This is a genomic window from Massilia hydrophila (genome assembly GCF_020208145.1).
Lineage (GTDB): Bacteria > Pseudomonadota > Gammaproteobacteria > Burkholderiales > Burkholderiaceae_D > Telluria > Telluria hydrophila.
Map to the genome: position 1 here is coordinate 370227 of NZ_JAHYBX010000001.1, position 14744 is coordinate 384970.

At 57.6% G+C, this 14744-nt stretch carries 9 protein-coding genes; all 9 read left to right on the top strand.

The window, feature by feature from the left end; genetic code table 11:
- Positions 1 to 3: 3 nt before the first annotated feature.
- The 9 genes from LE190_RS01605 to flhA all read left to right on the top strand — a co-directional run bounded on the left by LE190_RS01605 (position 4) and on the right by flhA (position 14652).
- The gene (locus LE190_RS01605; RefSeq protein WP_225237076.1) at positions 4 to 1356 is read left to right on the top strand and encodes a hypothetical protein; all 1353 of its coding nucleotides are present in this window, start codon (positions 4 to 6) and stop codon (positions 1354 to 1356) included.
- A gap of 40 nt (positions 1357 to 1396) precedes the next feature.
- A complete protein-coding gene (locus tag LE190_RS01610; protein WP_225237077.1) occupies positions 1397 to 2350 on the top strand; it encodes a polysaccharide deacetylase family protein in 954 nt (317 codons plus the stop codon).
- Entirely contained in the window at positions 2347 to 3108 is a 762-nt protein-coding gene (locus LE190_RS01615; protein ID WP_225237078.1) for a formyl transferase, read from the top strand. Before LE190_RS01610 ends, LE190_RS01615 begins: the two co-directional genes overlap by 4 nt.
- The gene (locus tag LE190_RS01620) at positions 3108 to 4229 is read left to right on the top strand and encodes a glycosyltransferase family 4 protein (RefSeq protein WP_225237079.1); all 1122 of its coding nucleotides are present in this window, start codon (positions 3108 to 3110) and stop codon (positions 4227 to 4229) included. Before LE190_RS01615 ends, LE190_RS01620 begins: the two co-directional genes overlap by 1 nt.
- A gap of 12 nt (positions 4230 to 4241) precedes the next feature.
- Positions 4242 to 6227 (top strand): asparagine synthase (glutamine-hydrolyzing), encoded by a 1986-nt coding sequence (gene asnB, locus LE190_RS01625; protein WP_225237080.1) that lies wholly within the window; start codon positions 4242 to 4244, stop codon positions 6225 to 6227.
- A 133-nt stretch (positions 6228 to 6360) separates the two neighbouring features.
- Complete coding sequence (locus tag LE190_RS01630) at positions 6361 to 7524, top strand: glycosyltransferase family 4 protein (protein ID WP_225237081.1); 1164 nt, start codon at positions 6361 to 6363, stop codon at positions 7522 to 7524.
- A gap of 149 nt (positions 7525 to 7673) precedes the next feature.
- A complete protein-coding gene (locus tag LE190_RS01635; protein ID WP_225237082.1) occupies positions 7674 to 10466 on the top strand; it encodes a YjbH domain-containing protein in 2793 nt (930 codons plus the stop codon).
- Positions 10467 to 11207: 741 nt separating this feature from the next.
- Entirely contained in the window at positions 11208 to 12383 is a 1176-nt protein-coding gene (gene flhB / locus LE190_RS01640) for a flagellar biosynthesis protein FlhB (protein WP_225237083.1), read from the top strand.
- Positions 12384 to 12531: 148 nt separating this feature from the next.
- Positions 12532 to 14652 (top strand): flagellar biosynthesis protein FlhA, encoded by a 2121-nt coding sequence (gene flhA / locus LE190_RS01645; RefSeq protein WP_225237084.1) that lies wholly within the window; start codon positions 12532 to 12534, stop codon positions 14650 to 14652.
- Positions 14653 to 14744: the final 92 nt, after the last annotated feature.

Here is a 14744-nt window from a genome sequence, read left to right on the forward strand (position 1 = left end):
CTCTTGGTAAAGGAGTTTAGACTGGAAACGATTGATAAAGCGCCAAGAAAATTATGCTTTCTAAAACAAGCATTTTTTACTTTGGCCTTATTTTGTTATATTTTTAATTTCACTCTGCTCAGTGTTGGGGTGTCAGCTGCCGTGTTTGTATTAGTCGGATGTGCTGTTGCATTAGTGCTAAAAAGCAGTTATCGCGATCACTTGATCCATGCAGTTGCTGAGAATCTTGTCCTGTTTTTGCTGCTGGTTTTTGCGGGGTTATACGGCTCGACATTAAGCGCGCTCATGGGGGACGGAGAGGTAGTATTTGCCGGAATATTTTTTAAGAATGTAGCATTTTTCACTGCAGCAGTAGTTCTTGGCCTCCGATTAAAGAGCGAGGCCGATTCGTTAGGCTCGAATAGTCCTGCGAAAGGAATCTTGTACGTATTCGATTTGTGTTTTTACGCAATATTCATACAGGGCGTTCTGGTTATTTGGACTTTCATTGACCCTAGTATGAAAGAGCTGTTGTCGGATCTAATTTTAAATAGAGGCAACATCGACCTAGACCATGCATTTCGATTCCGTGGCTTGCACGATAGCGGTGGATTTACTCTCGGGGTAATTCTGGGATTGGGAGCTGTGTACGGGATGTTCACATTTGTTACCAAGACAGTTGAGAATTCTTTACTGCGCTTGTTCATGGTAATCGTACTATTTTTCTCGACGCTTCTCGTCGCGCGAACCGGCATTGTGGTCGTAATTATTGGTTTGGTTATGTTGCTAATCCGCTGGCCTACAGTCCGACATTTATGCGCATATTTGTTTTTATTTTTGTTTTGCTTTATCGTAGTGATATTTGCAAAAATATTTTTTTCAGAACAATATGATTTTTTTAATGACGTAATTTTTGGATATGCGTTCGAGTTTTTTGTCAACTATCAGTCAGGGCAAGGACTTCGTACAGAGTCATCGGATGATTTGAAGACAATGCTATTTATTCCTGATTTATTTCATATGTTTTTCGGAAGCGGTTCTTATGATTTGCCGAGCAATGGTGTTGATCGGTCCGATTCAGGTTATATGAAAACTCTTCTTGCGAGCGGAGTTCTTGGAGTGTTTATCGTATACGGGGCTTATGCATCTATTGCCCTGCGTATTCGCAATACACTTCGCATGGAAAAAAATATTCCGGAAATCTTGGGTATTCTTGGAATAATTCTTCTGGTTATTGAGATTAAAGCGCCGGTTTTCTATCAAAATGACACGAGCAGATTATTCTGGCTTGTATATGGCACTGTGTTAGCCTATAGCATCAGTGCTAAACGCACGTCCGTGCATATGCCAGCCGACGCACCAAGAATTTGCACCTAGGGTATGCTTGTGTTCGTTTATCAACGAATAGAGGAATTAATTGTCTGATTTAGTCATCTCGCTCGATTTGGAGCTTTTTTGGGGCGTAGCCGACTCGCGCACAGTTGAAGGTTATAGAAAGAACATTGAAGGTTCTTTTGCCGCTATTCCCCGCATGCTGTCCATGTTCAAGCAGTACGATGTTTGCGCGACTTGGGCAACGGTTGGTATGACGATGTGCCGCGATGTGAACCAATGGATGGAGATGCAGCCAGAAGTACTGCCGACCTATGCTCGGGGAGAATGCTCTTCCTATACGCTCCTCCAAAAAGTACGTGAATATCCGAACCTGTTCTTCAATCGCGGAGTGGTCGAGAAGATCCTTGCCACACCTGGCCAGGAACTGGCAACCCACACCTACAGCCATTTCTATTGTGGTGAATTTGGTGCTACGCCAGCCCAGTTCGCAGCTGATCTCGCGTGCGCGCAGCGCATCGCCGCAGAGCTAGGTGTGAGATATCGGAGTATCGTTTTTCCGCGTAATCAGACGCGGCCAGAGTATTTGCCGGAAGTGGCAAAGGCGGGCATTCAAGTGTACCGTGGCAATCCCAACCATTGGCTTTACAGGGACGGCCATGTGACGCCGGGAGGGATTGCGGGTCGCGCCGTCAGATTTGCCGATACCTGGTGTCCCCTGACTGGGCAGCATGTAGGCAAGCCTGTGCGTCACGACGGCTTGGTCAACGTACCTGCGAGCCTGTTCCTGCGCCCTTGGTCTCCGGGGCTGCAAGGCCTCGAGTTGCTGCGCTTACGCCGTGTGAAGAAGGCCATGGCGGCCGCGGCCAAGAGCGATGGAATCTTTCACCTTTGGTGGCACCCACACAACTTCGGTCTGGACCCTGACCAAAACCTGCATGCCCTGGAATTGATTTTGCAGGATTATCAACGCGTACGTGACCAGTACGGCATGCGTTCGGTCACAATGGGCGACTTCGCAGCGAATGAGGCGGCATGAAGATCCTTGTTCTTGCGCAGGACAGTGACACCACCTGGATGATGGTGAACGCATTACGGCCCAGTTTTCCTGATTTGCAGGTTATGCTCGAGCAGCCTGTGTCCCGCAGCATATTACTAAAGCGCCGTGTGGCACGGAAAGGCATCGTACCGGTCATTGGGCAGGTGCTTTTCATGATAGCGCTGCCCCTGCTTTGCGGTTCTGCTGGCGCACGGCGTCAACGTCTGATCGCGAATGCTGGCATGTCGGCTGAGCGGCCCGCGGATATCAAAGTCAGGGAGTGCGTGTCTGTCAATTCGGACGAATGTAAGGCGTGGCTGGCCGGCGAGAAACCTGATGTCGTGGTTGTGAACGGCACACGTATTATCGCGGCAGACGTCCTCGGTGCGTGCAATGCGATTTTCCTAAACACTCATTGCGGTATCACGCCGGCATACCGAGGCGTGCATGGGGGCTATTGGGCGATGTATCAGGGAGATGCCGCGAACATGGGGGTGACGGTTCACGTCGTCAACAGCGGTATCGATACGGGAGATATCATCTATCAGCAGGTCATTCACACTGAGCCAGAGGATAACTTCCTGACTTACCCAATCAAGCAATACCTGGCCGGTATTCCGCTCATGCAGAAAGCGATTTCTGACATCGCTAATAACTGCTTGCGTACGTCCATGAGAACGGACCTGGCATCTGCATTGTGGTACCACCCGACGCTCTGGCAGTACCTGTGGAAACGTTTGCGTCGAGGAGTGCGCTGATGAAGAAAGTCCTGCATGTCATCAGCGGATTAAAGGTAGGCGGTGCAGAAATGGTGTTGCTGCGACTGATCATGAGCTCCCGCGGCAGACCTTACTCCCATTCTGTCATCTCGCTGACGCCTGGCGGCGGAATGCGGCAACGGTTCGCTGACGCAGCTGTTGACGTCATCGAACTCGACTTCAAGCGAAATCCACTTGTAGCTTTTTTCCGACTAGTAAAAATAATTCGCGAGCGGCAACCCGACATTGTACAGACCTGGATGTACCATGCTGACCTTCTGGGAGGTGTGGCTGCTCGTCTTGCTGGTTGCACAAATGTGATTTGGGGTATCCGAACTACCGATGTGCAGGCTGGCGGCAGCCGGGCGACAACATTGCTTCGCAACTTGTGTGCCAAATTGTCAAGCCGCGTGCCACGCTTCATTGTTTGCGCGGCCCAAGCCTCGAAAATCAGTCACGCGGCCGTTGGCTACGACGCGCGCCGGATGATAGTCGTGCCGAACGGCTTTGATCTTTCGCGTTTGACAGCAAGTGCAGACCAGCGCAGCACGCTACGGGCCGATTGCGGCTTCGCCGATGAGGATCTGGTCGTGGGCTCGCTCGGCAGATTTAACCAAGCCAAAGATCCGAAAAATTTCGTCCTCGCTGCCGGCTTGCTGGCAAAACAATTTGCAAATGTAAGATTTTTAATGGTTGGCCGGGACATTGATGAATCGAATGACGAACTAAGGACCTGGATTACCGAGACCGGTAATGCGGATCGATTCGTGCTTCTGGGAGAACGGTCCGATGTGCCTGTATGTTTAGCTGCAATGGACGTGTTTTGCCTTTCGTCACGCACAGAGGGGTTTCCCAATGTGATTGGCGAGGCGATGGCGATGCGTCTGCCATGCGTGACCACGGATGTGGGCGATGCCGCGCTGTTGGTTGCCGAAACAGGAACGGTGGTTCCTAAAGAGAGTCCTGACGCGCTGGCGGATGGACTCGCAAAGGTTGTCCAGATGTCTGGTGAGGGGCGACGCCAGTTGGGGGAAAAGGCTTGTGCACGGCTATATGCTGAGTTCAGCATGGAGCGGGCACGGGACCGCTTTGAGTCGCTTTACAAAAAAATCGATAAATAAAGGCTGTCACAGATGTGTGGTTTAGTAGGATTTCTTGGTACAGGCGTTCACGATAGCCGTGAAAGCGCGAAATCGATCGTTGGGAGAATGACAGACACGATCAGCAATCGTGGACCGGATGATTCTGGGGCTTGGACATGCGAACATGGCTTGGTGGCACTTGGGCATCGCCGGCTCGCTATTGTTGATCTTTCGCCGGCAGGACACCAGCCCATGGCAGGTCCAAGCGGGCGCTACGTCATGGTATTTAATGGCGAAATCTATAATCATCTGAAACTGCGCTCGGCCTTGGAAAGTACGGGCCAGGCACCTGCCTGGCGCGGCCATTCAGATACCGAAACCCTCCTCGCAGGGTTTGACGTATGGGGCATCCAAGCTACCGTGGAGCGAGCTATCGGTATGTTTGCCATTGCAGTCTGGGATCGCGAAACCCGGACACTTACCCTCGCCAGAGACAGGCTCGGGGAAAAGCCTCTCTATTACGGATGGCAGGGCAGTGGAGCACAGGCTGTGTTTCTGTTCGGTTCTGAACTGAAGGCGCTACGTGTACATCCGTCGTTTGAGAATCGGATCGATCGCGGAGCACTGAGTCTGCAGTTGAGGAACAACTATATTCCAGCTCCGTATTCGATCTATCAAGGGATTTCGAAACTGCCACCAGGCAGCCTGTTGACTGTCTCCCTCAGCCAGCGCGAGGAGCGCGTGAGTCAGTATTGGTGTGCAGCAAGTGTGGCGCGAGAGGGGGTTGCTAATCCCTTTAAAGGTAGTGCAGAAGACGCTGTTGATCAACTTGAGGTTCTGCTGAAAGACGCAATTTCACAGCAGATGATGGCGGACGTCCCTTTGGGGGCGTTCTTGTCAGGCGGGATAGACTCAAGCACGATTGTTGCGCTTATGCAAGCACAATCCTCGCGCCCGGTTAAAACCTTCAGCATCGGCTTTAACGAGGTGGGCTATAACGAGGCAGAGCATGCCAAAGCGGTAGCTGCTCATCTGGGAACGGAGCATACTGAATTGTACGTTACGGCACAGCAGGCCCGCGACGTTATTCCATTATTGCCTCAGATCTATGACGAGCCTTTTTCAGATTCGTCACAGATTCCGACCTACCTTGTGTCGCAATTAGCTAAAAAACACGTTACTGTTTCTTTGTCTGGGGATGCCGGAGATGAGTTGTTCTGCGGTTATACGCGATATCAAAGCGCTGAGCGGATATGGAGTAAGGTCGGTATGGCACCTCGTCCATTCCGCCAACTGGTGGCGGCCGGCATCACGTCGGTTTCGCCTCAACGGTGGAACATGATTGGTCAAGGGCTTCAGGGCATTATTCCAGCATCGTTACGTGTCCCGGCTTTCGGCGACAAGCTCCATAAAGGAGCTGACGTACTCACGTCCCGCGATTTTGATGCGTTCTACCTAGGTTTGTGCGCGCACTGGCCCGATCCTTCAGCTATTGTCGTAGACGGTTATCATCCGCCAACCACGTTAGTGGAGAACGCGCCGCGTCTGCCAGGGTTCAGCCGTGTTCAGCGAATGATGGCACTAGACATGCTTTCGTATTTGCCTGGCGACATTCTTACCAAGGTTGACCGGGCTGCCATGGGTGTTTCGCTCGAAACCAGGGTGCCCTTCCTTGATCATCGTGTTGTTGAACTCGCCTGGCGTTTACCTCAGTCGGTGAAAGTGCGTGATGGGAAAAGCAAGTGGGTGCTGCGACAGGTCTTGTACCGCCATGTTCCTCAAGCTCTGATCGAACGTCCGAAAATGGGTTTCGGCGTGCCGATCGGGGCTTGGCTTCGCGGCCCGCTACGCGATTGGGCCGAATCCTTGCTTGATGAGCAACGTCTGAAACAGGAAGGTTTCTTCCATCCGGCGCCAATCCGCAAGAAATGGCGCGAGCATCTCTCGGGACAGCGCAACTGGCAACACCATCTCTGGGATGTGCTGATGTTCCAGGCCTGGCATGAAGAAAACCGTTCACTTGCAACAGTTTGCTGACTAAGCGTTAGCCTTGGGTTCGCTGTTGCGTTATCCTATTGTCCGTAGGGAAAATCGATCCGCGCCTTGCAGCGCGGATTTTTATGTGTATTAACAAGCAGTAGATGCTGTCGTTCGTATCTTGGTAACTACAATGAAGCGCAAGATTGTCATTTCGATTAACACCGCCTGGAATATCTATAATTTCCGTGCGGGCCTCATTCAGGCAATGCTGGGGGCAGGGTATGAAGTGATTGCGCTTGCGCCTCATGACCAGTACTCTGCACGCCTCGAGGAGCTCGGCTGCAAGGTGGTCGACATCCCGATGGATAACAACGGCACCCATCCGGGGCGTGACCTGTTGTTGCTTGTTCGATATTATTTCGCGCTACGTGCGCTACGTCCGCATGCCTTCCTCGGCTACACCGTCAAGCCGAACGTCTATGGTTCCCTCGCGGCGCATGCCTTGGGCATCCCGGTCGTCAACAATATCGCTGGTCTCGGCGCTACTTTCATCCGTGACAGTCTTGTCACTAAAGTTGTAAAAGCGCTCTATAAAGCTGCCTTGAAGCGCTCGCACAAGGTCTTTTTCCAAAATGCCGATGATTTGGCATTGTTCACCGGGGCAGGTCTCGTCCCTCAGGCCTCGACTGGACTGTTGCCTGGTTCTGGACTCAACCTCGATCATTATGTCCCGGCGCCACTCGAAGTGACTGCCGGACGCCCGTTCCGCTTCCTCCTCGTTGCACGCATGTTGAAGGACAAGGGAATCGAAGAGTACGTCGAGGCAGCTCGCCTGGTCCGTGCTCAACACCCAGCGGTGGAGTTTCATCTGTTGGGCGCTGATGGGAGGAACAACCCTAACGGTATTCCTGCTGCCGCCATGGCGGCATGGGTGAGCGAAGGCCTGGTGACCTATCACGGCAAGACTGAGGATGTGCGACCCTATCTGGCAGCCACGGACTGCGTTGTATTGCCGTCGTATCGGGAAGGTGTTCCTCGCTCCCTGCTTGAGGCAGCCGCGATGGCACGGCCGGTCATCGCGACCGACGTGGTGGGGTGTCGCGACGCGGTTCAAGACAAGCTGACAGGCATGTTGTGCGAAGTGAGATCTCCAGCATCGCTGGCAGACAAAATGCATGCCATGCTTGCGTTATCATCAGCGGAACGGGCTGCGATGGGGGCAGCCGGGCGAAGCATGGTCGAAGAAAAGTTCGACGAGCAGATCGTCATCCAAAAGTACTTACAAGCACTCAATGCAGTGGCGAAACCCTTGTCGGCGCAGCCGAGCTGGCAGACCAGATCCGCAAAAAGATGAACTCCTGAGCTTGTTCGCTCACATTCAATTGAAACATCGTTAACACTCGTCGAACCCGGCACCTTACTGGCTGGTTTGCTATCGATTTACTTCACAGGCCTTAAGTGCAATTCGACCCTCGTCTTCCGCTCCAACTATCTTTATTCGGCATGCTGGCGCTGACGGTTGCCAACGCGATCGCTGCAACACCCACGGTGCATGGTCAGTCGGGTTACGTCAACATGCCCAATGCGAATGTTGAAGCTGATTCGACGTTTACGATCGGCTACGGTTACGATAGTCCTTATGGGAGTTTTTGGGCCGCGGTGACGCCGCTGCCGTTCCTGCAGGTGACCGGTCGATATGTGTCCATCACGGGCATTCCTGGATTTGATCGTAATCCAGACGGATACGGGAGCGAATACGGCCGGTATAAGGACAAAATCGCCGACGCCAAACTGCAGCTCGTCAAAGAATCCACGTGGATGCCAGCAGTCGCCGTCGGCGCAACCGATCTGCTCGGTACCGAGCTGTTCCAGGGGCGTTATATCGTCGCCTCCAAGACCTTTGGCAGCGCACGAAACCTTGAGGCGAGTCTGGGATTCGGCCGGAATCGGCCTTCGGGTGCCTTTGCAGGTGTCCGCTGGGCGCCGGTGTCGATGCCCGGATGGGCTTTTGTCGCGGAATACGACGCCATTGATTACGCCAAGGATTTTCGCGCAGCCGAGACCGATGCTGGGCAGCGAAAGAAAGGGCCGGTCGTCGCTGCAGAATATCGTTGGGGATGGCTTGGTGCTCAAATCGCCCGCCATCGGGACCATTTCAGCGCCAACGCCTACATCAGCATCCCGTTCTCCGAACGCGAATTCATACCAAAGCTGTACGAGCCCGCCTATTTCCAGGCGAAAAACGCACCTGCCCGCGTCAGCCTGGAAGAATGGCGCAGCAGCACCCATCCCGCGGCGCTGGTCCAGGCCCTCGTCAGGCAGGACTATAAGAACGTGCGCGTGGAGCTGGACGGCGCGACGCTCCGGCTGTCGCTGACCAACAACCGGATCTCCGACATGGGCCGCGCGGTCGGGCGAGCCAGCCGTACCGCGCTGGCCTTCGCGCCGGCCGGCGTGCGCGCGATCCACGTCACCTACACCAAGCTCGAACAGCCGATCGCCACCTACGAATTCTTCGACATCCAGCGCCTGTCTGACTACCTGACCGGCCTGGCCGACCGCGAATCCTTCCTGCAGACGGTGCTGGTGCGTTATTCGAACCCCGCGGACAAGGTGGGCGAGGAACGAAGCCTGCTGGCCGCGATCCGCGACGATGGCGCGGCGCTGGGCGTGCAGATCAACCACGATGGCAACTTCGTGCAGGTCAGCTCGGAAGACCGCGAGGCGAACCGCTTCAAGCTGGTGCCCAAGTTCTCCCTGTTCTTCAACGATCCGAGCGGGGCCCTGCGCTATGAAACAGCGGTGGCCGCCAATTACGACAAGCGGCTGGGCGAAGGACTGTACTTCAATAGCGCCTTCAAGCTGAACCTGTTCGAGAACGTGTCAGGCGTCACCCAGCCGTCCAACAGCCTGCTGCCGCACGTGCGCACCGACATCGCCGAGTACAAGCGCGGCGGACGCTTCAAGCTGCAGCGCGCCCTGGTCAACAAGTACATGACCATCGACGAGCACTGGTACGCGCGCGCGTCTGGTGGCCTGTACGAAGAGATGTTTCGCGGGGCGGGCGGCCAGGTCCTGTACTTGCCGCAGGACCGGCGCTGGGCGGCCGACCTGACCGTTGACGCCCTCCAGCAGCGTGACGTCAAGGGATGGCTCGGCAGGCGCGACTACAAGACCGTGACCGCGCTGGGCGCGCTGCACTACCAGCTGCCCTATGACGTCACCGTCACCGGCCGCGCGGGCCGCTTCCTGGCGAAGGACGAAGGCGTCCGCCTCGAATTCAAGCGCCGCTTCCGCTCGGGTGTGGAAATCGGCGCCTGGTTTACCAAGACCAATGGCAAGGACATCACCAGTCCCGGCACGCCGGCCGATCCGTACAACGACAAGGGTATCTTCCTGTCGATTCCCCTGAATATCACGCTGCCTTCGGATAGCCAGGCGGTTGCCGGTTTCGCGATCTCGCCCTGGACCCGCGACGTGGGCCAGATGGTGGCCAGCCCCGGCGAACTGTACGAGCTGTTCGAGGATCCGCGCCGTGACCTGAATGCCTACGATGGGCTGGGGAACTTTGCCGAACGGCGGGACGAGCAGCAGCGCGACGTGATCACGCGACCCGTGCAGCGGCTGCCCGATGCCTGGCCGCGTTTCCGCTGGCGCGTGGAGCAGTCCGTATCGGCCACGCCGACCTTGCCGCAGTGGGCGAGGGGCTCGCTGCTGGCCGGCGGCGCCGTGCTCGCCAGCGCCGCGCTCGACAAGCCAGTCGACCGTTTCGTCCGCCCACGGGAAGACAACCGCGTCCTCGACGCATGGGGCAAGGCGGGCAAGGCCATGCCGGTCGTGCTGGCCGGTGCCGCGGGCGCGGCGGTCGCCTTTGGCGACAATCGCATGCAAAACATGGGCATCATCTCGCTGCAATCGATCGCCGGCGCGGCCGGTGTATCCATGGTGAGCAAGCGGGTCATCGGCCGTGCGCGTCCGAACGAGGAACTGGGAGCAAGTAGCCATGCAGGCAAGCGCTCGGATGCTTCCTTCCCCTCGAATCATGCTGCAGTGGCGTTCGCAGCGGTGACTCCGTTTGCGCAGGAATACGATGCGCCCTGGCTGTATGGCCTCGCTGCAATCGGTTCGCTCGGCCGCGTTGCCGACCGCCAGCACTGGGTATCGGATGTCGTGGCGGGCGGCGTGGTCGGGTACGCGATCGGCAGTTGGCTATGGCAGGCCCAGCGGGATGATTCGCGTTTTGCCATTACCCCGGGTTCCAAACAGATCGCCGTGACCTGGAGTGGAACGTATTGAAATGGCAGGGCGCTGTCATGGCGCCTTGTTGATATGTCCTGACGTACAAAAAGAAACTGGCCGCTGATGCGGCCAGTGTACGTTTACCTCGGGACGGCAAGCGTCCGTCGGATTACTGGTGCGAGGTAGCCGAGTGGCTGGTGCTCGAGTCGCTATCCGAAGCGGCGACTGCCACGGCGGCGACAGCAGCGCCAATACCGATCAGGGCCGTGGTCGACAGGCCAGCCAGGGCGGTACCGCCCAGCAGACCACCCGTGCCAGCGGCACCAGCGGCACCAGCAGCACCAGCAGCAGTGCCAGTTCCAGCGGCAGTACCCGTACCGGCAGCAGTACCCGTCGAGCTACCAGCGCCAGCAGTGGTCTGCGGAGCAGGAGTCTGTGGCTGGGCAGGGGTGGACTGTGCGAACACCGGAGCCGACAGCAGGCTCAGGATCGCGGTGGCGGCGATAAGCTTTTTCATAGGTAAATCCTTGGTTATTCTGATTACAGGAATCAGGGGAGTTGAAAGCAGATTATATTACCAAAACATTTCTTCCAGTTAAAAAGTAAAGGCCGACTGTGACATTTTGACACAAAGTTCACGGGACGCCGCTGTCCCCACGTGTTTCGGCCCACCTGTTTCATGTCCCGTCACGGTGTGAATACACGCTATTTTTCCTGCCTGTTCCATGTATGGCTGCGAGGCAACATCAGCGATAATCCTGAACTTGCACTACGCACGAGCAATACACGGATACGGCAATGGCAGAAGACAGCGACGCAGAAAAGACCGAACCAGCGTCACCCAGAAGACTGGAAAAGGCCCGTGAAGAAGGCGATGTTCCCCGCTCGCGGGAGCTGGCCACGTTCACGGTCCTGATGACCGCCGGCGCTGGTCTGTGGATGACCGGCGGCTCGCTCGCAGGCAAGCTGGGTGAGGCGCTGCATTCCGGCCTCTCGCTTACGCGCGAGCAGGTCTACAACCCGAATATCCTGATCGAACGCATCACCACCGACCTGGTGGCCGTGCTGCTGGCCTGCCTGCCACTGGCCGGCCTTATCATGCTGGTCGCGCTTGCGTCTCCGCTCTTGATCGGTGGCTGGAATTTCTCGTCCAAGGCCTTCGTGCCCAACTTCATGAAGCTGAACCCGATCTCAGGCATCGGGAACATGTTCTCCACCAATTCCCTGGTCGAACTGCTGAAGGCCATCGCCAAGACCCTGGTGGTGGGCGCCGTGGCCTGGGTCGTCATCATGGGCCAGAAGGAAGCCATGCTCGGTCTGGCGGTGGAACCGCTGAATGCCGGCAGCGCCCACGTGGGCGAGCTGATGGCCAAGGCTTTTCTCTTCATCGTCGGCGCGCTGGGCGTGATCGCCGCCATCGACGGGCCCTGGCAGCTTTGGCATTACCACGACAAGATGAAGATGACGCGCCAGGAAATGATCCAGGAGTCGAAGGAGTCGGACGGCAATCCTCAGATCAAGGGCAAGATTCGCCAGATGCAGCGCGAAATGGCACGCGGCCGCATGATGCAGAATGTGCCTACTGCGGACGTGATCGTCACCAACCCGACCCACTACGCGGTGGCACTGAAGTACAGCGACGGCCAGAAGGGCGCACCGCGGGTGGTGGCCAAGGGCGTGGACGACGTGGCCGCCAAGATCCGCGAACTCGGCATCGAGCACAAGGTAACCATGCTGGAAGCCCCGGCCCTGGCCCGTGCGCTCTACAAGCACACCGACATCGACGAAGAAATCCCGGAAAAGCTGTTCTCGGCGGTGGCGGAAGTGCTGGCCTATGTCTACCAGCTGCGTGCCTACAAGAAGGGCGAAGGCAACTACCCGGATCGTCCGCGCAAGCTCGCGGTGCCGGCCGAGATGGACCCGAACGACCCGGCGTACAAAGGACCTGGGGCGAACACGGGCTTGTTGCAGTAAGCGATCCACGTAGGGTGGGCGGATCCTCCGCCCACGCGGTGATAGTTGGCGGCAAGATCATCCGGCGCGAAAGCGGAGCCGATAACAATCACCGCGTGGGCGGGAGATCCGCCCACCCTACAAATACGAATAGCGGAGCATTGCACGAATGAACAGCATCAAACTGCCGGCATGGACGAACGGGCTCGCTTCACGTGGCGCCAGCGCGCTCGCCGCCCCGATCTTCATCATCATCCTGCTGGCGATGATGATCCTGCCGCTGCCGGCCTTCGTGCTGGACGTGTTCTTCAGCTTTAATATCGCACTGTCCGTCATCGTCCTGCTGACCGCGCTGTACACGGTCAAGCCGCTCGACTTCATGGCCTTCCCGGCCATCCTCCTGATCTCGACCATGCTGCGCCTGGCGCTGAACGTGGCCTCGACCCGTATCGTCCTTACCGAAGGCCACACCGGCGGGGCGGCCGCGGGCAAGGTGGTCGAGGCCTTCGGCCACTTCCTCATCGGCGGCAATTTCACCGTCGGTATCGTCGTGTTCATCATCCTGACCATCATTAACTTTTCGGTGGTCACCAAGGGCGCCGGCCGTATCGCCGAAGTGGGCGCGCGCTTCGCCCTGGATGCAATGCCGGGCAAGCAGATGGCGATCGATGCCGACCTGAACGCCGGCCTGATCGGCGAAGCCGACGCCCGCAAGCGCCGCAGCGAAGTGGCGCAGGAAGCCGAGTTCTACGGCGCCATGGATGGTGCCTCCAAATACGTGAAGGGCGACGCGGTCGCGGGCATCATGATTACCCTGATCAACGTGATCGGCGGCCTGGTCATCGGTGTGGTCCAGCACGACCTGAGCTTCGGCCAGGCGTCCGAGGTGTATACGCTGCTGGCCATCGGTGACGGCCTGGTGGCCCAGATTCCTTCGCTGATCATCTCGATCGCCGCCGGTATGGTGGTTTCGCGCGTCGCCAACGAAGACGATATCAGCAGCCAGGTGACCAACCAGCTGCTCAACCGTCCAGAAGTGCTGTACATCACCGGCGGCATCATCTTTGCGCTGGGCCTGATTCCCGGCATGCCAAACCTGGTGTTCCTGCTGCTGGGCAGCGCCCTGTGCGGCGGCGGCTACATGATCACCAAGCGCGGCAAGGACCAGCCGGCCAAGGAAGCTGCAGCGGCGGCACAGGCCGCGGCAGCCAGCGCGGTCAGCGGCAGCACCGGTCCGGCGGAGTCGGAAGAAGCGACCTGGCAAGACGTGATGGCGGTCGATACCCTGGGCCTGGAAGTGGGCTACCGCCTGATTCCGCTGGTGGACAAGAACCAGGGCGGCGAGCTGCTCAAGCGCATCAAGGGCATCCGCAAGAAGTTCGCCCAGGAAGTCGGCTTCCTGGCACCGCCGGTGCACATCCGCGACAACCTGGAACTCAAGCCGTCCGGCTACCGCATCACCCTGAAAGGCGTGGAAGTTGGGGCGGGCGAGGCGATGAACGGCCAGTTTTTGGCGATTAACCCGGGCATGGCCAGCGGCACGCTGCCGGGCGAACCCACCGTCGACCCGGCCTTCGGCCTGCCGGCTACCTGGATCGATGCCAGCCTGCGCGACGAGGCGCAGAGCCTGGGCTATACGGTGGTCGACGCCGGCACCGTCGTCGCGACCCACCTGAACCACCTGATCACGACCCACGCCTCGGAACTGCTGGGCCGCATGGAAGTGCAGGCGCTGCTGGATCACCTTGGCAAGGAAACCCCGAAGCTGGTGGAAGACCTGGTACCGAAGGTCGTGTCGCTGTCGACCCTGCAGAAGGTGCTGCAGAACCTGCTGCAGGAAGGCGTGCACATCCGCGACATGCGCACCATCATCGAGTCACTGTCGGAGTATGCGGGCCAGACCCAAGACCCGGGCGAGCTGACCGCCATGGTGCGGGTGGCGCTGGGCCGGGCCATCGTGCAGCAGCTGTTCCCGGGCACCAACGAGCTGTCGGTGATGACCCTGGACAACCGACTCGAGCGTTTGCTGATGCAGGCGATGGGGCAGGGCGGCGATGGCACCGGCATCGAGCCGGGCCTGGCCGATACCATCGCCCAGCAGGCGGCCAATGCCACTGCCCAGCAGGAGCAGATGGGCCTGAGCCCGGTGCTGCTGGTGCCGGCGCCGCTGCGGGTGCTGCTGTCGCGTTTCCTGCGCCGCGCCGTGCCGCAGTTGAAGGTGCTGTCGCATAACGAGATTCCGGAAACCAAGACGATCCGGGTGACGAGCCTGGTGGGCGTGCCAATGTAGCGGCGCCCGCACTGATGAGTCGCCCCGTTCGGAATCAGCTCACCCCGTGTTGACCGGTAACTGGCGAATGCTGTCAATAAACATGTTGTTGC